Source organism: Massilia norwichensis (genome assembly GCF_024753245.1).
In the GTDB taxonomy this organism is placed as follows: domain Bacteria; phylum Pseudomonadota; class Gammaproteobacteria; order Burkholderiales; family Burkholderiaceae_D; genus Telluria; species Telluria norwichensis.
On record NZ_JANUGX010000007.1, the window covers coordinates 26,739 to 49,156 of the forward strand.

The 22,418-nt window shown below is 67.4% G+C and carries 20 protein-coding genes and 1 pseudogene; 8 read left to right on the top strand and 13 right to left on the bottom strand.

What is annotated here, in order from left to right:
- Positions 1–6 precede the first annotated feature (6 nt).
- The 4 genes and pseudogenes from NX782_RS07855 (at position 7) to NX782_RS26520 (ending at position 4,050) form a co-directional block, all read left to right on the top strand.
- Complete coding sequence (locus tag NX782_RS07855) at positions 7–1,326, top strand: sugar MFS transporter (RefSeq protein ID WP_258844889.1); 1,320 nt, start codon at positions 7–9, stop codon at positions 1,324–1,326.
- 299 nt (positions 1,327–1,625) lie between these two features.
- Positions 1,626–2,189 carry a manganese efflux pump MntP gene (mntP, locus tag NX782_RS07860; protein WP_258844890.1) on the top strand — a complete coding sequence of 188 codons (564 nt, stop codon included), beginning with the start codon at positions 1,626–1,628 and terminating at the stop codon, positions 2,187–2,189.
- 343 nt (positions 2,190–2,532) lie between these two features.
- A pseudogene (locus NX782_RS07865) lies at positions 2,533–3,585 on the top strand (FAD-dependent monooxygenase); the annotation flags it as partial.
- A 108-nt stretch (positions 3,586–3,693) separates the two neighbouring features.
- The gene (locus NX782_RS26520) at positions 3,694–4,050 is read left to right on the top strand and encodes an aromatic-ring hydroxylase C-terminal domain-containing protein (protein ID WP_370661776.1); all 357 of its coding nucleotides are present in this window, start codon (positions 3,694–3,696) and stop codon (positions 4,048–4,050) included.
- Between the two features lie 36 nt (positions 4,051–4,086).
- Here NX782_RS26520 and NX782_RS07870 read toward each other — a convergent pair whose 3' ends face one another.
- The 5 genes from NX782_RS07870 to NX782_RS07890 all read right to left on the bottom strand — a co-directional run bounded on the left by NX782_RS07870 (position 4,087) and on the right by NX782_RS07890 (position 11,990).
- The gene (locus NX782_RS07870; protein WP_258844891.1) at positions 4,087–5,577 is read right to left on the bottom strand and encodes a tryptophan halogenase family protein; all 1,491 of its coding nucleotides are present in this window, start codon (positions 5,575–5,577) and stop codon (positions 4,087–4,089) included.
- 25 nt (positions 5,578–5,602) lie between these two features.
- Positions 5,603–6,625: a cupin-like domain-containing protein gene (locus tag NX782_RS07875; RefSeq protein ID WP_258844892.1), complete on the bottom strand. Its 1,023-nt coding sequence runs from the start codon at positions 6,623–6,625 to the stop codon at positions 5,603–5,605.
- Positions 6,609–7,370 (bottom strand): SapC family protein, encoded by a 762-nt coding sequence (locus NX782_RS07880; RefSeq protein WP_258844893.1) that lies wholly within the window; start codon positions 7,368–7,370, stop codon positions 6,609–6,611. Before NX782_RS07880 ends, NX782_RS07875 begins: the two co-directional genes overlap by 17 nt.
- Before the next feature lie 18 nt (positions 7,371–7,388).
- Positions 7,389–8,933, bottom strand: coding sequence for a tryptophan halogenase family protein (locus NX782_RS07885; RefSeq protein ID WP_258844894.1), 1,545 nt, complete (start codon positions 8,931–8,933; stop codon positions 7,389–7,391).
- Between the two features lie 99 nt (positions 8,934–9,032).
- Positions 9,033–11,990: a TonB-dependent receptor gene (locus tag NX782_RS07890; protein ID WP_258844895.1), complete on the bottom strand. Its 2,958-nt coding sequence runs from the start codon at positions 11,988–11,990 to the stop codon at positions 9,033–9,035.
- 291 nt (positions 11,991–12,281) lie between these two features.
- Between NX782_RS07890 and NX782_RS07895 the strand changes: the two genes are divergently transcribed.
- The gene (locus NX782_RS07895; RefSeq protein ID WP_258844896.1) at positions 12,282–13,160 is read left to right on the top strand and encodes a glycoside hydrolase family 16 protein; all 879 of its coding nucleotides are present in this window, start codon (positions 12,282–12,284) and stop codon (positions 13,158–13,160) included.
- Here the strand turns inward: NX782_RS07895 and NX782_RS07900 are convergent.
- From NX782_RS07900 to NX782_RS07935, 8 genes are all read right to left on the bottom strand, one after another.
- Positions 13,082–13,438, bottom strand: a complete 357-nt coding sequence (locus tag NX782_RS07900) for a hypothetical protein (protein ID WP_258844897.1) — start codon at positions 13,436–13,438, stop codon at positions 13,082–13,084. The two genes, NX782_RS07895 and NX782_RS07900, sit on opposite strands and share 79 nt — an antisense overlap.
- A gap of 49 nt (positions 13,439–13,487) precedes the next feature.
- The gene (locus NX782_RS07905; RefSeq protein WP_258844898.1) at positions 13,488–13,874 is read right to left on the bottom strand and encodes a hypothetical protein; all 387 of its coding nucleotides are present in this window, start codon (positions 13,872–13,874) and stop codon (positions 13,488–13,490) included.
- A gap of 89 nt (positions 13,875–13,963) precedes the next feature.
- Complete coding sequence (locus NX782_RS07910; RefSeq protein WP_258844899.1) at positions 13,964–14,611, bottom strand: response regulator; 648 nt, start codon at positions 14,609–14,611, stop codon at positions 13,964–13,966.
- Complete coding sequence (locus tag NX782_RS07915) at positions 14,497–15,405, bottom strand: PAS domain-containing protein (protein ID WP_258844900.1); 909 nt, start codon at positions 15,403–15,405, stop codon at positions 14,497–14,499. Before NX782_RS07915 ends, NX782_RS07910 begins: the two co-directional genes overlap by 115 nt.
- Positions 15,406–15,484: 79 nt before the next feature.
- Positions 15,485–15,772, bottom strand: a complete 288-nt coding sequence (merP, locus tag NX782_RS07920; RefSeq protein WP_258844901.1) for a mercury resistance system periplasmic binding protein MerP — start codon at positions 15,770–15,772, stop codon at positions 15,485–15,487.
- An 18-nt stretch (positions 15,773–15,790) separates the two neighbouring features.
- Positions 15,791–16,153 (bottom strand): mercuric transporter MerT family protein, encoded by a 363-nt coding sequence (locus NX782_RS07925; protein ID WP_258844902.1) that lies wholly within the window; start codon positions 16,151–16,153, stop codon positions 15,791–15,793.
- Positions 16,154–16,177: 24 nt separating this feature from the next.
- Positions 16,178–17,305 carry a transglutaminase-like domain-containing protein gene (locus tag NX782_RS07930; protein ID WP_258844903.1) on the bottom strand — a complete coding sequence of 376 codons (1,128 nt, stop codon included), beginning with the start codon at positions 17,303–17,305 and terminating at the stop codon, positions 16,178–16,180.
- A 51-nt stretch (positions 17,306–17,356) separates the two neighbouring features.
- Positions 17,357–17,881 (bottom strand): TlpA family protein disulfide reductase, encoded by a 525-nt coding sequence (locus NX782_RS07935; RefSeq protein WP_258844904.1) that lies wholly within the window; start codon positions 17,879–17,881, stop codon positions 17,357–17,359.
- A 114-nt stretch (positions 17,882–17,995) separates the two neighbouring features.
- Here NX782_RS07935 and NX782_RS07940 point away from each other — a divergent pair, with 114 nt between their 5' ends.
- The 3 genes from NX782_RS07940 to NX782_RS07950 all read left to right on the top strand — a co-directional run bounded on the left by NX782_RS07940 (position 17,996) and on the right by NX782_RS07950 (position 22,386).
- Positions 17,996–18,328, top strand: a complete 333-nt coding sequence (locus NX782_RS07940; protein ID WP_258844905.1) for a DMT family transporter — start codon at positions 17,996–17,998, stop codon at positions 18,326–18,328.
- Positions 18,329–18,394: 66 nt separating this feature from the next.
- Positions 18,395–20,224 (top strand): family 43 glycosylhydrolase, encoded by a 1,830-nt coding sequence (locus NX782_RS07945; RefSeq protein WP_258844906.1) that lies wholly within the window; start codon positions 18,395–18,397, stop codon positions 20,222–20,224.
- A 107-nt stretch (positions 20,225–20,331) separates the two neighbouring features.
- Positions 20,332–22,386 (top strand): glycoside hydrolase family 2 protein, encoded by a 2,055-nt coding sequence (locus tag NX782_RS07950; RefSeq protein WP_258844907.1) that lies wholly within the window; start codon positions 20,332–20,334, stop codon positions 22,384–22,386.
- The last annotated feature ends 32 nt before the right edge of the window (positions 22,387–22,418 follow it).

A 22,418-nucleotide genomic window follows, 5' to 3' on the forward strand; every position in this document is an offset into this window, starting at 1 on the left:
GACACCATGGCACAATCCGCACCAAGCAATCCGGCACTGAGCCCGGCCGTCCCGGCCGGCGCCGCCAACAATGCCAGCAACAACGCCGGTCCGCTGGTGATCGTCACCATCCTGTTCTTCATGTGGGGTCTCCTGACCTCGCTGAACGACGTCCTGATCCCGCACCTGAAGGCGATCTATACCCTCAGCTACCTGCAGGCGATGCTGGTGCAGTTCTGCTTCTTCGGCGCCTATTTCGTGGTCTCGGTGCCGGCCGGCGCCCTGATCCGCCGCGTCGGTTACCAGCGCGGCGCGGTGATCGGCCTGCTGATCGCGGCCAGCGGCTGCGCGCTGTTCTACCCGGCCTCGCAGAGCGGCTATGGCCTGTTCCTGTTCGCCTTCTTCGTGCTGGCCAGCGGCATCACCATCCTGCAGGTCGCGGCCAACCCTTACGTGACCGTGCTCGGCCCGGCCAGCACGGCGCCGAGCCGCCTGACGCTGACCCAGGCCTTCAACTCGCTGGGCACCACGATCGCGCCGCACCTGGGCGGCATCCTGATCCTGTCCGGCGCGGCGCTCGGCGCCGACAAGCTGGCCGCGATGAACGCCACCGAGCTGGCGGCCTACCGCGCGCATGAAGCGGCGAGCGTGCAGGGCCCTTATCTGGTGCTGGCCGCGACGCTGGCGATCCTGGCCGTGCTGTTCGCGCTGGCGCGCCTGCCGAAGATCGTGCACGGCGAGGAAACCACGGCCGCTGCCGGCGGCAAGGCGTCGGCGCTGGCTTACCGCCACCTGGTGCTGGGCGCGGTCGCCATCTTCCTGTACGTGGGCGGCGAGGTCAGCATCGGCAGCTTCCTGGTCAACTTCCTGGGCGAGCAGCACATCGCCGGCCTGGCGCCGGCCGTCGCCGCCAGCTATGTCAGCCTGTACTGGGGCGGCGCGATGGTCGGCCGCTTCATCGGTTTTGCCGTGATGCGTTACGTCAGCCCGGGCAAGAGCCTGGCCTTCAACGCGCTGGCCGTGATCGCGCTGGTGCTGGCTGCCATCTACGGCAAAGGGGCGCTGGCGATGTGGGCGATCCTGGCGGTCGGCCTGTTCAATTCCATCATGTTCCCGACCATCTTCAGCCTGGCGCTGCACGGCCTCGGCCGCCACACCGGCCAGGGCTCGGGCATCCTGTGCATGGCCATCGTCGGCGGCGCCATCGTGCCCTTCGTGCAGGGCGCGCTGGCCGATGCGATCGGCCTGCAGCCTTCCTTCTTCGTGCCCGTGGCCTGCTACGCCTTCATCCTGTTCTTCGGCCTGAAATACGCCAAGCTGCACCTCGAGGCGGACGCCGCGGCCTGACGCATTTGTCTCACTGTCCCTGAGGACTTCCCAGCGGCGCTCGCGTGTCGCTGGGTTTTTTTTCGATTGAACTTCGTGTAAGATGCGCCTACCCATTGGGGAGTAGCCTGCTCCTGGTCCCGCCAGGAGTTCCCGTATCAACATACTCGTTGCCGGTTTTATTCACGCAGGCGACGTGGTACGGGCAGCCGTCAAGCGCATCGCATGCGCCCGACTGGTCGGCAAGACCTTTGGCATCCTGCGCGCTTTTGACCGGGCCGCGCGGGCATGCCTCGTCTTCGCCCGGCCAGCGAGAAACCATGAACGTAGCCGCCACGCTTGCCATCGCGCTTGCCATGTCCACCGACGCCTTCGCCGTCGCCATCGGCAAGGGCGCCGCACTGCACCGTCCCCAGATCAAGGAAGCCCTTCGCACCGGACTGATTTTCGGCGTGATCGAAGGCTTGACGCCGATCGTCGGCTGGGCCCTCGGCAAGGTGGCTGCGCCGTATGTGGAAGCCTGGGACCACTGGATCGCCTTCACCCTGCTGGGCGTGCTCGGCCTGCGCATGATCCACGCCAGCCTGACTGCCGACGAAGAGGAAGAGGAAAAGCCGAGCAGCCACTCGTTCTGGCTGCTGGCGATCACCGGCTTCGCCACCAGCATCGATGCGATGGTGGTCGGCGCCAGCCTGGCCTTCATCGACGCCAACATCCTCACCACCGCCGGCGCCATCGGCCTGGCCACCTTCACCATGGTGACGCTGGGCGTGATGCTGGGCCGCGGCCTGGGCCAACTGGTCGGCAAGCGTGCGGAGCTGATCGGCGGGCTGGTGCTGATCGCGATTGGTGGGCTGATTCTGTACGAGCACCTGAGCGCTTGAATACCAGCCGCGCTGCCCAGCTGCCGTTCCGTGCTGCTGGTGGCGCCCGAGGGCCGCGGGCCCGGGCCGCTGCCGGACCGCTTCAAGCTGAGCTGCGCTTGCCGGGCCTGCGACAGCGAGGTCGCGCTGCGCTAGCGGCCGTGCTAGAATCGCCGCGTCGAAAAAGGCAGCGGCGGTTCCAGGTAAGCCCGCCCGCTTCCCACGCACGGAAGTTCTGTTCCTTGTCATCGCCAGGCCGAGGCATGCGAACCCACGACGAATCCGAGACATTTTTATTGTCCGGGCTCGTCGCGTGCGTGATTCTGATTCTGTTGCGCCGATGAGCCCATCACTGGAGCTCACTATGCAACACCTTCCATCCTCATGTGACGTCCTCATCGCCGGCGCCGGCCCCGTCGGTCTGTTCCTCGCCTGCGAACTCGCGCTCGCCGGCACTTCCGTGCTGGTGCTGGAACGCGAGGCCGATCCGCACTCGAAGTTCAAGCAGCTGCCCTTCGGCATGCGCGGCCTGTCGGTGCCAACGGTCGAAGCGCTGGACCGGCGCGGCTTGCTCGACCAGCTCGCCCTGGCCAGGCCCATGCCGAACACCCTTGGTGCGCCATCGCAGCGCCCCGGCGGACACTTCGCCGGCATCGTCTTCCATGCCGATGGCGACGACCCCGCGCGCTGACCGTGGCGCCTGCCCGGCGCACCGGCCGGCATGCTGATGGCCGAGATGGCGGCACTGGAGACGGTGCTGGCGCGGCGCGCCGAAGCGCTGGGCGTGTGCATCCGGCGCGGCGCGGCGCTGTCCAGCCTGGTCCAGGACGACGAAGGCGTGAGCGTGCAGGCCGGCCCCGCCAGCGTGCGCGCGGCCTGGGTGGTCGGCTGCGACGGCGCGCGCAGCGCCGTGCGCAAGGCTGTCGGTTTCACGTTCGCCGGCACCGAGCCGGAATTCACCGGCTATTCGCTGCAGCTCGAATTGGCCGACGCCGCATTGCTTGGCCCGGGCCGCCAGCTGATGCCGCGCGGCCTGATCGCCCAGTTCCAGCCCGGCTATCTGGCCGTGCAGGAATTCGACGGCGGCGCCGGTCACGACGGCAGGCCGTTGAGCCGCGCGCGCGTGGAACAGCTGTTGCGCCGCGTGTCCGGGCTCGACCTGCGGGTCGCCACGCTGCACGCCGCCAGCAGCTGGACCGACCGTGCGCGCCAGGCCACGCGCTACCGCGAGGGCCGCGTGATGCTGGCCGGCGATGCCGCACACATCCACGCGCCGCTCGGCGGCCAGGGCCTGAACCTGGGCATCGGCGATGCCATGAACCTCGGCTGGAAGCTGGCTGCGACGGTCCGCGGCACGGTGCCGCAAGGGCTGCTGGATACGTATGAAGCGGAGCGCCATCCGGTCGGCGCGCGGGTACTGGATTGGTCGCGTGCGCAGGTGGCGCTGATGCGCCCCGATCCGGCGGCGCGCGCCTTGCGGGAAGTGGTCGCCGATCTGATCGGCACCGACGATGGCGCGGCCCGCATGGCAGGACGCTTGTGGGGTATCGAGACGCGCTACGCACTCGCCGACAGCCACCCGCTGAGCGGCCGCAGCGCGCCCGACTTCGCCTTCGACGACGGCACCCGGCTCGGCGAGCATCTGCGCGATGGTCGGGCGCTGCTGCTCGACTTCAGCGGGGGCGCGGCCTTGCGCCAGCTGGCGGACCAGTACGGCGGCGCGCTACGCTACCTGGCGGCGGACGCGCAGGACAGGCTCGGCGTCGCCGCGCTGCTGGTGCGCCCGGACGGCATCGTCGCCTGGGCTTCGTGCGCCGCCCCGGAACTCGCGCAAGCCGCCGGCGCCGCCGCGGCCTCGTTCCTGGGGCGGCGGGATTTGTGACTGCGAATCACAAATCCCCGGGCGCGGCGCGCGATCTTACAGCTTGGCCCCGCAATACCGCTCCACGTACTGCTGGTGCGGCGGCAGCTGCGCCACCGTGCGCTCGACATGGGTGCGGATGCCCTCGAGGAAGGCGCTCAGCTCCTCGTCGCCCATCAGGTCGGCGCTCGGGTGGTGCTGCTCGGGCATGATGCCCTGGCCCAGCATCACCTGGATCCACGAGTTCTCGCCGAACAGCTCGTTGACGATGCGGAAGGCGCGCCCGGTCTGCTGGAACATGTCGATGCGGTGCTGCAGCTGCGGCGGCACCGCCATCTCGGCGGCCTGCTTCCAGTAGGGCGAGTCGCGGCGGTCGGTCACTTTGTAGTGCAGGATGATGAAGTCGCGAATGAATTCGATCTCGGACCAGGTCTGGTTGTTGTACTCGTCGACGTCGGACTGGCGGATGCCCTGCGAGGGGAAGTTCTGCAGCAGGCGCACGATAGCCCGCTGGATCAGGTGGATACTGGTCGATTCGATCGGCTCCAGGAAGCCGCTCGACAGGCCGATCGCCACGCAGTTGTGCGACCAGGTCTTCTCGCGCTGGCCCGGCTTGAAGCGGATCACGCGCGGCTCGGTCAGGGCCTTGCCCTCGATGTTGCCGAGCAGGGTCGCCTTGGCGGTGTCGTCGTCGACGAAGCGGCTTGCATACACGATGCCGTTGCCGACGCGGTTCTGCAGCGGAATGCGCCACTGCCAGCCCCAGTCGTGGGCGATCGAGCGCGTCATCGGCAGCGCCGGGCCCATGGACTCGGTCTGTACTGCGATGGCGCTGTCGTTGAACAGCCAGTGCGACCAGTCCTGGTAGCCGACGCCCAGGGTCTGGCCGAGCAGCAGCGAGCGGAAGCCCGTGCAGTCGATGAACAGGTCGCCTTCGATGCGCTTGCCGGAGTCGAGCACCAGCGCGGCGATGTCGCCGTTCGCGGCCTGCTCGACGCTGGCGATCTTCGCTTCGACGCGCTGGACGCCGAAGTGCTCGCTGAAGCGGCGCAGGAAGCGCGCGTAGCGGCCGGCGTCGAGGTGGTAGGCGTAGTGCAGGCCGTCGTTCGGCAGGTGGGCGAACTTGCGCGCCTCGCCGGCCTTCAGCTCCATGCAGTAGTCGCCGTAGTCGCGCGCCAGGCCGCGCTCGCGGCCCTTCATCCAGAAGTGCTGGAAGCCGGCGGTCCAGTGGTCGGTGCCGGTGGTGCCGAAGGAGTGGATGTAATCCTTGCCGCGGTCGCGCCAGTTTTCGAAGCTGATGCCCAGCTTGAAGGTGGCCTGGGTGGCGGCCATGAATTCCTGCTCGTTGATGTCGAGCAGGCGGTGGAAGTGGACCAGGGTCGGGATCGTCGCTTCGCCGACGCCGACGGTGCCGATTTCGTCGGATTCGACCAGCGTGATGTCGAGGACCTTGCCGAGGGTGCGCGAAAGCGCCGCCGCGGCCATCCAGCCGGCGGTGCCGCCGCCGGCGATCACGATGCGGCGGATGGGCTTGTGCTGTTGTTCCATGCTTGTCTCCTGCAGGTCGGTGTTGTTATCGGTTGAGGCGCTTGAGCAGCGTGCCGCGCAGCGCCCTGGCGCGGTCTTCGTCGAGCGGCGCCAGCGCATGCCGGGCATGCGGCGGCAGGTGGGCTACGCTGTCCTCGCCCGGTTCGAAAATGTAATGGCGGAAGACTTCCTGCCACGCGCTGCGCTGTGCCGGCGGCAGTTCGCGCATCGTCAGCAGGGCCAGCATCAGGGCATTGGTCGGCGAGTCCATGTACTCGGGCGACTGGCGCCACCAGTAATTCACCAGCACGTTGAACGGCGTGAGCGCTTCCACGTGGTGCCACCACATCGAGGGGATGAAGATGGCGTCGCCCGGTTCGAGTTCGGCCACCAGCGCGTGTTGCAGCGCCTCGCGAAAGCGCGGGAAGCGATCGTAATCCGGCGCGGCGAAGTCGACCAGGCTGATGGCCTGGCCGGCCGGGTTGAAGTCGAGCGGGCCGACGTAGAGGTTGGCCAGCTGCTCGGGCGGAAACAGCGTGAAGCGGCGCCGTCCGGCCGCCACCACCGCCAGGTTGTCCGGCAAGTCGTAATGCGCGGCGATGCGGGTCTGGTTGCCGATCCAGATGCTGGCCAGGGCGTCGCGCCCGCCCAGGTCGATGTCGTTGTCGCGGCGCAGGCCGGGCAGCACGGTGTCGACGGTGGTCGAGCCGACGTAGATCGCGGCCGGGCGCGGATTCTCGCGGTAGCCCTTCATCTCGTCCAGCACCGCGTCCAGGCGCGCGTGCGCCGAGTAGTAATTGAAGCCGGTCAGGTCTGCGTTGTAGAAGAAGCGGCCCGCGATCTCGGGTTTGCCCAGCATCGCGCCGACTGTGGCGCCCTGGTAGAAGCGGCGCAGGTAAGCATCAGCGGCATCGATCGAGGTGCGGGCGGCATCGACCAGCGGCCAGTGCGCCGCCAGGCCGCGTACGACGTACGGCTCGGTGGCGCGCAGCAGCGCATCGGACAAATTCGCCGACGGCCGCGCGCCGCCGGCGTCGACCTCGCGCACTTGCTTAGCGATCGGCAGCATTCGCGCCTGCCAGCATGCGGTTCTTGCGTTCGATGAGTTCGCGGAACTGCGAAAGCGAAGCCACCGCCATGTAGATCGCCTGCAGGTAGCCGGCTTCGTGCAGGCGCGCCAGCTGCTCGCCGCTCAGCTTTGCCAGGCGTTCCTCGTGGATCGTGTAGAAGCCGGCCAGGCGGTTCTGCGAGCCGTCGTTCAGTTCGATGTCGAGCACGAAGGATTCCAGCAGCTCCAGGTGCAGCAGGGCTTCGATGAAGCCCTTCGAGGTCTCGAGGCCGTCGTGGATCGAGCGCAGCACGCGGCTGATGCGCTCCAGGTATTCGGTGCTGCCGCCGTACGACAGGAACAGCGGCTCGCCTTGGGTAGCGCTGACGCGCGGGCTGTCGAGGTCGACGTGGATCAGCATGCCGTCCTGCGATCCGTCGGCCGGGCGGCCGATCAGGAAGGGCTGGCGCTCGACGGTCAGCGGAATATACGGGGCGTCCCAACCGCCTTTATGCCATCCTTCGAGACCGGGGCCGCTGCCCAGGAACAGGTTCTCGCCCTGCTGGAAGCCGAACAGCGCGATCGGATCGAAGGAGGTGCCGTCCTGGTTCTTGGCGAAGACGATCGGATAGTGCGCCTGCAGTTCGCGGAACTCGGCCGGGAAGGTGAGAGCGGACATCACCGCGTCGCCATAGGCCGCGCCGCGCTGGGTGATGATGCGCATCTGCTTGTGTTCGTTGTTGTTCAGGAGTGCGTGATTGGGCATGGTGTCTCTTGTTATAGGTTAGATGCGTGGCAGGCCGTGCCTGCGGATATGGTCCAGCAATTCGCGGTTCGAGGGCAGGGCCGGCAGCATGCGTTCGGTCAGGCGCGCGGCTTCGCGGAAGGCTTGATCGGCCAGGTCGGGCCGGTCCGAGGCGCGCGCGGGATAGGCGAACCCGGCATCGCTGCCGAAGCCCATGCCGTACAGGATGTACTGCCAGCTGGCGGACGGGAACACTTCCTCGATGCGAGAAAAATCGCGGCGCGAGGGCGGGCGTGCGCGCCACAGCGCCAGCAGTTCCTGCAGGCGCTCGGGGATCGAGGCCGGGTCGCGGTGATCGCGCCAGTAGGCGGTGTCGCTGCGCCGGCTCAGCACGTAGTGCAGCTTGAGGAAGTCGATGACGCGCTCCCAGCGATAGGTGAACGCTTCGTTGAAGCGCGCCGCCACCACGTCCATCTCGGCACGGGTAGCCGGCAGGTCGTCGGCCAGCCAGGCGCTCGACAGTTCGACCAGCGCCAGCGCCGAGGCTTCGAGCGGCTCGATGAAACCGGCCGAGAGGCCGATGGCGACGACGTTACGGTGCCAGAAGCGTTCGCGGTAGCCGGGCTCGAAGCCCAGCTTGCGCGGCGCCGGCATCTCGACGGAATCGGAACCGCTGCGGGCCACGTAGGCGCGCAGCACGCGCTCGGCGTCCGCGTCACTCGTGTGCGCGCTCGAATACACATGGCCGATGCCGCGCCGGCCCGGCAGGCCGATGTCCCAGATCCAGCCGTTCGGCTGGGCACTGGAGGTGGTCTGCGAGGCGATCGGATCGTCTTCGTGCGCATACGGCACCTGCACTGCCAGCGCGCTGTCGTTGAACAGCACGTGGCGCTGGTGCAGCAGCGGCACGCCGTAGTGCTTGCCGAGCAGGAGCGACTGCATGCCGGTGCAATCGACGAACAGGTCGCCTTCGACCGTGCCGCCGCCGCGCAGCAGCAGGGCGGCGATGTCGCCGTCGTCCTTGCTGCGGATCGCCTCGACGTGATCGACCACGTGGCGCACGCCCAGCTTGTGCACGCAATGCTCGCGCAGGAACAGGCCGAACTTGCCGGCATCCAGGTGGTAGCCGTAGTTGGCGACCGCCGCGAATTCCGGCGTGGCCGCCTGCTTCGGCGCGCGCCCGCGCACGCACAGGTGCGGCTGGAAGCTGACCAGGTCGGCGAAGGGGATGCCGCGGTGGGTGCGCTGCCAGGCGGCTGCCAGATTGGTATCGCCATAGCCCTGGGGCAGGACGAAGGGATGGAAATAGACGTCGTCGGCGGCGCCGCTCACCCATTGTTCGAAGCGCGAGCCCTGCTTGAAGCTGGCATCGCATTCGCGGAAGAAGTCGGATTCCGACACGCCGATGCGGTGCAGGGTGTCGCGCATCGAGGGCCAGGTGCCTTCGCCGACGCCGATCGTGGGCACGGCCGGGGATTCGACCAGGGTGATGCGCAGCGCGTGCTCGGCAGCGAGCACGCCGGCCACCAGCCAGCCGGCGGAACCGCCGCCGACCACCACGATGTGTTCGATCGTGTCACTCATGATATTTCCTATACGACAAAACCTGGCTCTGCGAGTCTACTCGAAAAAGTCACGGCCGGGCTATGCCGGCCGTGACTTTTCAGCAACGCTACGTGAGGATCAGAACTTGTAGCGCATGCCCAGCATGTAGCGCGGCCCGGTCTGGGTCACGTACTCGGCCATCTCCTTGGCGCGACCATGGCTGCGGCTGGTCTCGTTGGTCAGGTTGATGCCCTCGAACTGCACGCTGAGCTTCTCGGTGATGTTGTAGCCGAGGCTCAGGTCCAGCTGGCCGTAGGGTTCGACGTAGATCGGGTTCGGACCGGCCGAATCGAAGGTCGAGGACAGGAACTCGCCGCGCCAGTTCCAGGCCAGGCGGGCATTCACGCGCTCGTTCTCGAAGATGCCGACCACGTTGTACGAGTTCGACAGGCCGATCAGCGCGAACTGCTCGCCGACCGACTTGTTGTCGTAGCGGAGGCCCGAGTGCACGTAGGTGTAGTTGGCCGACACGCCGAAGCCGTTGTTGAACATGTGCTGGACGTTGAATTCCAGGCCGTTCAGGCTGGCCTTCTTCTGGTTCGAGTACGAAGTGATCCGGAAGTTGGCGATCGGGTCGTTCGGCTGGCCCACGATGCTGCCGGTGGTGTTGCCGATGCTGTCGACCGGACCCGGGGTCACGCCCGGCGCGGTCGGGTGGTTACGGAAGATGTAGTTGCGGATGCAGCTGGTATCCGAAGTCGGGCAACCGTTCGCCAGGGCCTCGTTCCACAGGGCGCCGCCGACCGGGGTGTGCAGGTTGAACGGGGTCTCGATGACCTGCGACTGGCCGGCATAGTTTTCGAGGTCCTTGTAGAAGGCGTTGACCGAAGCGAAGCTCTGCTTGGCGTAGTACCACTCGAAGGACAAGTCGAAGTTCTTCGACTTGACGGGTTTGAGCGCCGGGTTACCCTGGCGTCCGGTGCCGCCTTCGACACGCGCGCCGAGATCCAGGATCTGGCCGCCGGCGATCTGGTCGTAGCGCGGACGGCCGATGGTTTCGCCGTAGCTGGCGCGGACCTTCATGTCCGAACGCAGGTCCATGTCCCAGTCCACGCTCGGCAGCAGGTTGTTGTATTTGCCGGTCAGGGTGGTGAAGGTCGGGGCGCCCATGATCACGCCGAACTCGTTCTGCGAATTCCAGCTGTAGGCGGTCGCGGCCGGCACCAGCGCGGTCGAGACCACGTCGGTCTTCTCGTAGCGCACGCCGATCGCGGTGTGCATCGGGAAGCGGGTGTCCCAGTCCGTGTTGAACTGCAGGTAGAGGTTCTTGGTGTCTTCGGTGGTGCGCTGGTCGGTGTCGAAGGTGTTCTTCGCCACGTACAGCTGCGGCTTGCCGGTGACGCGCGCAGCGACGTCGCGCACTTCGTTGAAGTTGAAGGTGTAGAAATTGTTGAACAAGTTAGGGTTGCCGCTGCCGTCGATCTGGTCGAAGTAGCCGCGCACCGTGGCCGGGTGCCACAGGCTGCTCGGGTAGTCCGAAGGCTTGGTGGCGCCGCCCCAGGTATCGTCGCGCTGGTTGTTCGAGACCGCCGAGCGGTTCGAGACCTTGATCACGCCGAGGCCGAAGTTCAGGTTCGACGATTCCAGCATGCGCAGGCGGCCCTTGGCCTGGTACTGCTCGATCTTGCCCTTCATGTAGCCGTTCTGGAAGTTCGAGCCGGTCACCTGCTGCGGCGCCCTGACGAAGTCGGCGCCGGCGATGCTCAGCACCGGGAAGTCCTTCGAGAAGTCGACCGAGGTGTCGCCGCGCGAGAAGCTGGCGGTGCCCAGGGTGTTGAAGGAGCCGTAGGGGCTGTCGGCCATCGATTCGGCGGTCGAATGGTGGGCGTCGAATTCGAGCTTCAGGTCGTTGGTGGCGCGCCACTGGGCGTTGAAGCCGAGCGACTTGTTGTCGGTCTTGGTGGCGAAGTTGCCGCCGCCCATGGCGATGTCGGCGTTACCGGCCGGGAGCTGTTCGGTGTAGACCAGCGGCGCCGCGACCGGGCCATTGGTCCAGGACGAGGTCGACGGGCCGAAGTTGAACCAGGCCGACAGGTCGTTGCGCTTGGTCTGCAGCTTGTTCTGCGAGTAGGTGTAGTCGAGGGTCGTGACCAGTTCCTTGACCGGGGCGAACTGCAGGGTCAGCTGGCCGTTGGTGCGCTGCCGCTTGACGCCGGTGAAGCTGTAGTTCAGGTTCTGCGGCACCTCGTACACGGTGTCGCCAGTCGGGCGGTTGGTGGCGCCGGTCTGGGGAATGATGCCCCAGCTGGTCGTGTCGTCGCCGCGGTAAGGACCCTTCCAGCCGCTCGAGACGGCCGCCTGGTTGTAGCCCAGGTTGCGTTCCTGGTAGCTGGCGCTTAGCCCTAAGCCCCACTTGCCGTCCTTGCTGGTGGTGGTGTAGATGCCCGAGAACTCCGGCGTGAAGGAGCTGTCCGCGCGCTCGTCGTTCGGCAGGTTCTTGTTCGAGGTGTCGTCCATCATCTTGACGCCGATGCTCGAATAGGTGCCGAGGCGGTCGAGCGGGCGCGCGGTGATGACGTTGATGGTGGCGCCGATGCCGCCGGTCGGGGTCTCGGCGCGGCTGGTCTTGTAGACCTGCAGCTGCGAGATCGCTTCCGAAGCCAGGTTCGAGAAGTCGAAGGCGCGGCCGTTCAGGTCGCCCAGGTTCGAGGTCGGCATCTGGCGGCCGTTCAGCAGCACCATGTTGAAGTCGGGGCCGATGCCGCGCACGGTGACCTTCTGGCCTTCGCCGTTCACGCGGTCGATCGACACGCCGGAAATACGCTGCAGCGATTCGGCCAGGTTGGTATCCGGGAACTTGCCCATGTCTTCGGCCACGATGCCGTCGACGATACCGTCCGAGTTGCGCTTCAGGTTCAGCGACGAGGCCATCGACTGGCGGATGCCGCTGACGACCACCTGCTGCACGCCGGCCTGCGCCGTGGTGTCGCCGGTGGCGTCGACCGCGTCCTGCGCATACGCCGACACGCCGAACGCCGCACAGGCGCCGGCGACAGCCAGGCTGATCAGTTTTTTGTTTGCCTTGGGGTAATGCATTGGGTCTCCTCTGTTTTTCTTGGCGTAGTTGTCATTCATCAGGTCCGCATGTTCCTTGAATCCTTTCAACTCATCTGGAAATGTTTGGAAACGTTTCCATATCAGTTGTCTGAATCTTATGTTCAGTAAAAATAATTGTCAACTGGGCACGCAATTTTTTTCAGGAAATTTCATGATGCACGCAACACCTAGCATGTTTGACATGGATTTTTGGCAAGCGTATAGTCGGCGCGGCCTTGGGAACGTTTCCAAGCGAATGCCAAAAAAATACGAGACGGAGACGCCCGCGCCATGAAAATACGGAAGCTGTTGCACGCCACGGCACTGATGCTGTGCGCCCATGCCGCGTTGGCGAACTCAGCGCCGCAGCAGGCTGGCATGGCACCGGCCCCGGCCGGCTGGGTGCTGGACTGGAGCGACGAATTCGAGGGAAAGGCGCTGGACCACGGCAAATGGGTCGAGGAGCTGGGCGGCCACGGCTTCGGTAACAGCGAGCTGCAGTTCTACACGGCGCGTCCGGAGAACGTGCGGGTCGAGGGCGGCAATCTGGTGATCGAGGCGCGCCGCGAGGATTGGGAGGGCAAGCACTACACCTCGGCGCGGATCAAGACCGCCGGCCTGTACGAACGCACCTACGGGCGCTTCGAGGCGCGCATGAAGCTTCCGCGCGGGCAGGGTATCTGGCCGGCGTTCTGGATGCTCGGCGCGGACATCAAGACCGTCGGCTGGCCGCGCAGCGGCGAGATCGACATCATGGAGAACATCGGCCGCGAGCCGGCCACCGTGCACGGCACCCTGCATGGCCCCGGCTTCTCCGGTGAGCATGCCTTCGGTGCGCCCTCCAGCATCGCCAGCGGCGCCATCGCCGACGAATACCATGTCTTTGCGGTCGAATGGGAGCCGGGCGAGATCCGCTGGTACCGCGACGGCATTCTGTATCACACCGCGCGCCCCGATCTGGTCAAGGGCGAGTGGGTCTACGAACACCCGTTCTTCATCCTCCTGAACCTCGCCGTGGGCGGCTACTGGCCCGGCAATCCCGATGCCACGACCAGCTTCCCGCAGCGCATGCTGGTCGATTACGTACGCGTCTACCGGCGCGCTTCGGGTGCGGGCGCCACGGCGGGCGCCACTGCGGGCGCTGGCGGCGGTGCGCCGTCCGGCAAGTAGCGTTCGCGGGCTTCGCGCGCCACCCTGGCGATGGCACGCACGCAGTCCAGGGTCGGCGCGCCGGCAAGCGCATCCGCGCCCTTGGCGTACATGCGGGCGAGCTGGGTCGCCACCGGCGCTGCGCCGGGAATCTGGTCGCGGAACAGTTTGATCAGGCTGACCACGGTCTCGTGCAGCGGCGCATGGGCGGCGCGCGCGACGTGGCGGCCACCGGGGTCGAGGGCCAGGGATTGCGTGATCGTGTGTTCGAATTGTGTTTCCGCGCGCTGGATGAGCATGCGGAGCTGTCCGGGTGTGAACTGGTGTCGCATGGTGGTCTCGTCCTCGTTACTGGTCGGCCCAGGCCGGCTCGGCTTGCGCTTGCGGGCGCACGCGGGCATGCGATTTCCCCGGCCGCACCCGTAGCGGCGCCCGCGGCGCATTCGAACGCACCGGCGTGAGCGCGCCTTCGTAAGGCAGGGTGTCGTGGTCGACTTCCGCAGGCTCGCCCCGTCCGGCGCCTTGCAGGAACTGGGCGATCGCGATTTTGACGATGGCCCGGTTGCTGAGTTCAGCCGTGAGGCGGAACTTGCGGTTGTAGTAGAAAAAAGTCGCCGTGTCGCCATCGGGTGTCACGATGTCGACCTTCTTCGGCAGCGAGAAGCCGTAGCGTCCGCTGGCCCAGAGCTTAACCGTGCAGACCCCGGCGTCGGGTGATGAAAAAGTAAAGTTCATGCAGGAATCGTAATCCTGCATATGCACGCGCACGGAACGAAATTGTTCCAAACTATTACGGCGGGAACACCTGTTTCCTCAGTTCAAAATCAATCGAGGGTCGCGACCGCTTCGGCCAGCTTCTCGGGCGGGCAGGGCTTGACCAGGTGCAGGTCGAAACCGGCCTCCATCGCCGCGCTGCGGACCGCCGCCGAACTGTAGCCGGTCAGGGCGACCAGGCGCAGCTTGTGCCCGCCCAGCAGCCGGCGCGCATGGCGCGCGAGCTCGAAGCCGTCGATGCCGGGCAGGCCGATGTCGACGAAGGCGACGTCCGGCCGGTAGGTGGTGATCAGGTCCAGGCCCTCGGGGCCGTTCGACGCCGTGACCACGGTATGGCCCATCGCGCTCAGCAGTTGCTGCAGGGTGTGGCGCGCATCGGCGTTGTCTTCGACCAGGGCGATACGGCGCGCAAGGCATCCCGTACCGCTTGCGCCGGCCGACGCCCCCGCCAAGCCTGCGTCCGGCGCGGCGGCTGCTGCGCCGGACAGCGGCAGTTCGACCACGAAGCTGCTGCCGTGGCCCAGGCCTTCGCTCTGCGCACGCACGCTGCCGCCGTGCAGGCCGACCAGCGCCCGCACCAGGCTCAGGCCAATGCCGAGCCCGCCGCGCGAACGGTCGATCGCCACGTCGACCTGCACGAAGACGTCGAAGATCGCTTCCAGCTTGTCGGCCGGGATGCCGCGGCCGGTGTCGCCCACCGTGATGCGGGCCCAGGCAGGCCCTGCTCCTCGTAGCGTTCCAGCGCCACCGCGACGCGGCCGCCGGCCTCGCTGTACTTGGCGGCGTTCGCCAGCAGGTTGGCCAGCACCTGTTCCAGGCGCGTGGCGTCGCCCAGCATCGGGTAAGCCTGGCCGGCGGGCGGCAGCTCGAGCGCCAGCATGGCCAGGAATTCGTCCTTGTTGCTGGCCTGTTCGCGGGCCCGGTCCGCGTATTCGGACAGCACGTCGTTGGCCGATTGCAGCTCGGCGTTGACGCGGTCGAGTTCCCGGCTGCGCTCGACGATCTCCGCTTCCATGCGGACCCGGTCGGCGCTCAGGCGCTGGCTGGCGCGGCGCTCCTGCGCATGCTCGCGGCTGAGCTGGACGTAAGCGGTGACATTGTCGACGCGGTGGATGATGTAGAGGATGCTGCCGTCGGGCCCCAGCACCGGCGCGTTGACCGGACTCCAGTAGCGCAGCTCGAAGCCGCCGCCGGCGGCCGGCACGTCGTAGCGCTGGACCGCCATGGTGTCCGGGGCACGGGTCGCCAGGACGCGCCTGAGCGAGCGCGCCAGATTGCTGGTCGATTGCGCGTCGGGCGTATGCGGATTGTCGGGAAAGACTTCGAACAGCGGGCGGCCGAGGATCTGGTCGCGCCGGGTGAGCGTGCCGCGCAGGTATTCGTCGCTGACGCCGACGATGGTGAAGCCGGCATCGGGCCGCAGCACCAGAAATGCGCCGGGCGCTGCTTCGAACAGTTGCTGGAAGTGCTCTACGGGAATCCGCGTTTCCATTCTTGCGCGAGATAAAGACGATTCCGTAGAGCTTGCGGCAGGGGTGGCGGGGTGTCAAGCGTGCACGCCCCGGCGTGCTTCAGCGGCTGGTCTTGAGCATCGACGGATAGCCGACGTCTTCGGTGGCCTTCTTGAGATCGGCCACGCTGGCCTGGGCGTCGTCGTAGACGATCACGGCTTCGCGCTTTTCGTAGCTGACCGCGACCTTGCTCACGCCCGGCACCTTGCTCAGGGAAGCCTTGATCGTGATCGGGCAGGTCGCGCAGTCCATGGTCGGCACGTTCAGCTTCACGGTCTGCTGCTTGGCCAGCGCGAAGGGGCTGGCGGCGAGCAGGGCGGCCAGGGACAGGGTTTGCAGGATTTTCATGGCGGTGACCTCAATGGCTCAATAGAACAGGGGAGCAATCAGCGGGAAGCCCAGCAGCAGGGCGATGAACACGGCGCAGCCGATGAACAGCTTGCGCATCGCCGGGCGGGTGGTGGCGCAAGCCTGGTCGTCGAGCGCGCAGGCGGCGGCCGGGCGGAACAGCAGCCAGCCGGCCCAGGCCAGCGCGCCCAGCGTCAGCGCGATGGCCCAGGGCGTGAGCGGCTTCAGGGCGCTCAGGTGCACCATCCAGGCCCCGGTGATGCCGACCAGGACCAGCACCAGCGGCAGCACGCAGCAGGTCGACGCCAGCAGCGACGCCAGAACCGCAAACGCGATCAGTTTGCCTGCGCTGCGCTCGGTGCGCTCGATTGGTGCCTGCATGCCCGGTCCTTTTTAGACGCCGCCTTAGATGGCGCGCGCGGTGATGGTGTACGCGAAGCTGTCCGGCGCCAGCGAGTCGTACGGCTCGCCGCGGCTTTCGGCCTGCGGGTACATCAGGAAGCCGACCTTGCCGGCCGAGGAGCCGGGCAGGCGCACGTCGTGGGCGAAGTTATAACCCATCCAGTTGCCTTCCCAGCCGCCGAACAGGGCCTGCTTGACCGGCGCGACCAGCGGGTGGTCCGGGTCCTTGATCCAGTTCGGGGTTTCCTGGCGCATCACCTTGGCAACGTCGGCCGGATCCATCGCGACCCAGCCGTGACGCTTCAGGTAGACCTCGGCGCGGCAGTGCTGGGCACCCTGCAGCGAGGCCGGCTTGCCGCCCAGTTCACGGTAGCCGAAGGCGCTCGGCGCGATGCGGATGCCGTAGACGTCGCGTGCTGGCACGCCGCTGGCGCGGCACAGGCCGACGAACAGGCCGTTCAGGTCGGCGCACTTGCCGCCGAAGTTGCCGGTCTCCAGCATGGTCTTGATGTCGCCGGTGCCGCAGCCTTTGACTTTCGGCTCGCGGAAGGTGTTCAGCACGATCCAGTCGTAGATGCGCTGGGCCTTCTCTTCATCGCTCTTCGCGCCCGAGGTGATCTGCAGCGCGGTAGTCTTGACGATGCCGTCCAGCGGCATCAGGTCGGTCGGCTGCAGCCACAGGCGCAGATCTTCGGGCGCTTCAGTCGCGCCGGCCGGCTTCTTCCAGTTTTCGGCGCGGTCGCGGGTCTGGATGCGCGAGACGACTTCCAGCCTAGGTGGCGCGCTGCCGTCGAACTCGGCGACCAGGAAACGCGCGCCGTACTGCGGGTCGCTGCCCATCTTCATGCTCTTGGCGTTGCCCGACCAATTGTTCGACAGCGTGCGCTGCCAGTCGGTGTCGATCGCCGGCAGCGGAATCCAGACCGTCGACGGACCGCTGGCGCGCTGCAGGTTCACGCGCGTGACCACCTCGTAGCTCTTCCATTCGCCCGGGCGCGGGTCGAAGTGGCGCTCTTCGGTTGCAGCGGCGGCGGTCTGGGCCAGCAGGGTGCGCGGCAGGGCGCCGGCCAGCAGGGCGCCGGTGGCGGCTTTGAGCAGGGTGCGGCGGTGGGTCGGTTTCATGTCTTCCATGGTCTTGGTCTTCCAGTCTGGATGTTGTTGGTTATTCTTTGTCGTTTGCTGCTACTCGGCCGCTAGGGCGGCGATCGCGGCCTTCAGGCGGGTGTCGCCGGCCGGGATCTCGCCCACGCTACGCCAGCGCGCGCGGCCCTGGCGGTCGATCAGGATGGTGGTCGGCATCACGCCCGCGGTCCACTGCTTGAACATCTCGCCGCTGCGGTCGCGCAGCAGCGGGTAGGCGAAGGGGTGGGCGCTCGAAAAGCGCTCGATGCTGTCGAGCGGCTCCTTGTAGTTGACGCCGACCACGGCCACCTGGTCCGGCGCCTGGCGCGCCAGCGCGTTCAGCACCGGCAGCTCGTCCACGCACGGGCCGCACCAGCTGGCCCAGAAATTCACTACCACCACCTTGCCGCGCAGCTGGCTCAGGTCCCAGGCCTTGCCGTCGAGCGCCGTCAGGCGCAGCGGCGGCGTCGCCTGCTTCGCCGGCCAGGGCCGCAGCGCGGCATCGTCGGCAGTGCCGGCACTGGCCGAGACGGCGCCCAGCAGGCAGGCGGCCGGGAGGAGACGCTGGAGGGAGCGGAGCTGCATCGGCAAAGGAGCGGGTGGCATCGAGCCCCGCATGATACCAGACTGTCGTTGCCTGCGCCCGGCCGCCGCCGGCTGGCACTGGCCTACGCGACCGCTTTTGTTCATAATTGACCGATGAATAACTGGATTTGCCTGGCGATCGCCATCCTCGCCGAAACCGTCGCCACCACGGCCCTCAAGGCCAGCGCCGGCTTCACCCGCCCCTGGCCCTCGCTGCTGGTGGTGGGCGGCTACGGCATCGCCTTCTATATGCTGGCGCTGACGCTGCGTTCAATACCGCTGGGCGTGGCCTATGCGGTGTGGTCGGGCGTGGGCATCGTCCTGATCACGCTGGCCGGCTGGCTGCTGTACGGGCAGAAGCTCGATGCCGGGGCGCTGGCGGGAATTGCGCTGATCGTCGCTGGGGTGATCGTGATGAATCTGTTCTCGAAGACGGCCGGACACTGATTTCAAACGTGCAACCGCAGAGCCCACGCTGCGGTATTCTCGTCGGCAAAAATCGAGGAGACCTCCATGCCGACCTGCCGCCCGCTCGCCGCCCTTTCGCTGCTGCTGCCGCTGCTTGCCAACGCTGCCGCACCGGATAGCGCTGCCACCCGCGCCTACCACAACCCGCTGCCGGTGCGCCTGGCCAGCGGCGAACTGGCCCAGAACTGCGCCGACCCGGCCGTGCTGCGCGACCCGCGCACAGGTGGAGCAAAAGGCGCCCCCACCTGGTACCTGTACTGCACCAGCGACCCGGTCAGCAAGCGCGAACGCGACCCGCAAGGCAAGGACGGCGGCTGGCATTTCCGCATGATCCCGATCTACCGCTCCACCGACCTGGTGCACTGGGACTTCGTGGCCGACGCCTTCACGGACCGCCCGGCCGGGCTGGCCGCGCCGACCTCGGGCCTGTGGGCACCGGAACCGGAATACCTGAACGGCCGCTACTACCTCTACTTCACCGTCACCGACGTGGTGGACGAGCACAGCCCGGAAAAGGGCTGCGGCAACGACAGCGCGATCGGTGTGGCGACTTCGGATTCGCCCACCGGCCCCTGGCGCGCGAGCACGACCCCGGTGGTCATGCCGCGCCGTGCCAAGGCTGGCTGCAACTTCCACTGGACCTTCGATCCCAAGGTGATCGAGACCGACGGTCGCAAGTATCTCTACTACGGCAGCTACGGCGGCGGCATCTTCGTGACCAGGCTGAGCGCGGACGGCCTGCGCGCGGAAGGGCAGGCCAGGATGGTCGGCGCGCCCGGCCGCTACGAAGGCGCGGAAGTCAAATTCCACGACGGCTGGTGGTATATGTTCGCCTCCGCCACCGACTGCTGCGCCGGCCCGCTGACCGGCTACGCGGTGTTCACCGGCCGCGCACGCACGCCGGAAGGCCCCTTCCTCGACCGCTGGGGCAACGACATGGCGAAAGGACGCTCGGGCGGCACGCCGCTGCTGCTCCAGAACGGCAACCGCTGGATCGGCGTCGGCCACAACACCGTGTTCACGGACGCCGCCGGCCAGTGGTGGACCATCTACCATGGCATCGATCAGGCCGAGCCCTTCTTCAGCGCCAAGGACAAGCTGACCCGCCGCCTGGCGCTGCTCGACCGTATCGACTGGGTCGACGGCTGGCCGGTGGCGGGCGGCGGACGGGCGCCGACCGACCAGGCGATGGCGGCACCGATCGTCGTCGAGGGTGCGGCGCCGGACGCGCATCCGCTCGCGGTCCAGGTGGCCCCGCGCGTAAAACCGCTGTGGCAGGACGGGTTCAAGGGCCGCACGCTGGAGCGCCGCTGGACCTGGCTGCGTCCGCGCGACAAGGGCGAGTGGTCGCTGGGCAGGGAAGGGCTGGTGCTGGCCACCCAGGACGCCGACCTCTACGTCGACCGCAATACGGCCAGCGTCTTGCAGACGGCGCTGCCGAAGGGGGATGTCCGGATCGAAGCCGAGATCCGGCTGGATGCCCCCGAGGACTGCTGCGCCACCGCGGTGCAGGCGGGCCTGGTGGTCATGCGTGACGATGACAATTACGTCAAGCTGGTCGAAATGGCACGCGAAGGCCTGCGCCAGGTCGAGTTCGCGAAAGAGATGGCGCCGGTCGAGGAATATTATCCGCGCTACGGCAACACGCTGGCCGGCACGCCGGGCGCTACCACCTGGCTGCGCCTCGATGTCCACCGGGATGGGGGGCAGGAGCGTTATACGGCGTATTCGAGCCAGGACGGACGCAACTGGGTCGGCGGCGGCACCTGGACCCACCGGCTCGGCCCGGATGCGCGCCTGGGACTCGTGGCGATGGGTGGCGCGGGACGGCGCGCCAGCTTCGTCCGGGTCAGCGTCGGCAGCTTGTCGCCTTAAAAACACAGCGTGTGCAAGCCTTTGTAACGGTGTACGAAAGCGCTTGATTTCGGGGACGGCGGGCCATTAAATAGGCTGCATAAGAACGAACACCCCTGGAGTACATCGTGGAATATCCCCGCCCCCAATTGCGGCGCGCGACCTGGCGTAGCCTGGATGGCCCATGGCAGGCCATGCTCGACGACCTGGCCGCCTGTGCCGACCCATCCGAAGTCACATGGGACCGCACCATCGTGGTGCCTTACCCGCCCGAAGCCCGCGCGAGCGGCCTGCACGACCGCGGCTATCGGCGCCGCGTCTGGTACAAGCGCCAGATCCAGCTCGACCCGTCGATGGCGCCCTCGCGCGACGAGCGCCTGATGCTGCACTTCGGCGCCGTCAACTACCGCGCCCGGGTCTGGGTCAACGGCCGTTTCGCGGTCGAGCACCGCGGCGGCCACAGCCCGTTCTCGATCGACGTCAGCCGCCACCTGGACGGCTCGCTGCTCGAGGTCGTGGTGCAGGCCGAGGACGATCCGCAGGACATGCACAAGGCGCGCGGCAAGATGGACTGGGAGCCGGAACCGCACAAGATCTGGTATCCGCGCACCAGCGGCATCTGGCGCACGGTGTGGATCGAGAAGGTGCCGCGTGCCCACGTCAGCCAGCTGCGCTGGACCGCCGACGTCGCCGCCTGGCAGATCCGCCTCGACGCCGACATCGCCCACGTGCCCGAGGGCGGCATGGCCAACGTCACGCTCAAGCTCGGCGAAAAGCTGCTGGTGGCCGACCGCTGCCTGCTGACCGGGCCGCGCCTGTCGCGCATCTTCCAGCTGCCCGACCCCGGCATCGACGATGCGCGGGCGCTGTGGATGTGGAGCCCCGAGAGCCCGCAGCTGATCGAGGCCGAAATCGAAATCCGCGGCAGCGACGGCAACCTGATCGACAGCGTGCAGAGCTACACGGCGCTGCGCACGGTCTCGGTGGAGGGCGACCGCTTCGTGCTCAACAGCCGGCCCTATTTCCTGCGCATGGTGCTGGACCAGGGCTACTGGCCGGACAGCCTGATGGTGGCTTCCAGCGACCAGCTGCGCCACGACGTCCTGCTGATCAAGCGGCTCGGCTTCAACGGCGTGCGCAAGCACCAGAAGTCCGAAGATCCGCGCTGGCTCTACTGGTGCGACGTATTGGGCCTGTGTGTGTGGGGCGAGATGCCCTCGGCCTACGGCTTCTCCAGCGCCACCGTGCACGGCGTGATGGAGGAGTGGAAGGAGCTGGTCGAGCGCGACATCTCCCACCCCTGCATCGTGGCCTGGGTGCCGACCAACGAATCCTGGGGCGTGCCGGAGCTGATGAACGACCGCCGCCAGGTCGACTTCGTGCGCGCGCTCTACCACATGACGCGGGCGCTGGACGGCACGCGGCCGGTGGTCGGCAACGACGGCTGGGAGATGCCCTGCGGCGACCTGGTCTGTGTGCACGACTACGAACAGGACCCGAAGGTGCTGATCGAACGCTACGGCAGCCGCGACGCCGTCGCCTACACGCTGCAGCACGTGCAGCCGGACCGCCGGCGCCTGGTCATCGACGGTTTCAGCGGGCTCGGCAAGCCCTTGTTCCTGTCCGAATTCGGCGGCATCGCCCTCAAGCAGTCGGGCGCGGAACCGGGCTGGGGCTATTCGGTGGCAAAGGATGGCAAGGAGCTGCTGGCGCGCTACCAGCAATTGATGACCGCCATCCACGCCTGCCGTCCGCTGTCCGGTTTCTGCTACACCCAGCTGACCGACACCTTCCTGGAAAAGAACGGCCTGCTGACCGAAGACCGCATCCCGAAGGCGCCGGTGGAGGCGATCGCCAGGGCCACCCGCGGGCCCGATGCCCAGCGCCACGACTGGCACCTCGACCCCCTCGGACACGAGAAGCGCTGGCTGGCGCGGCGCGGTCCGGATTTCCCGATAGAATGGACGCGCGTCGGAGAAATTGCAGAAGTGTTAGCCTATCCAGGTGAGCGCCAGGCCGTGGCCGGCGAGTCGGCCACGGCGGTACCGGGCGATCCGGGTCCGGACGGTCCGCCGGCGGGCCCGCCGATGGGTCCGCCATCGGGTCCGGTAAGCGGGCCCGGCGGGTTCGAACGCCGCAGCCGCGGCGGCGCGGGAACGCGCGTGCGGCGCAAGGTGGCCTGACCCGGCAGCCAAGCTGTTAACACCAGGCGGCG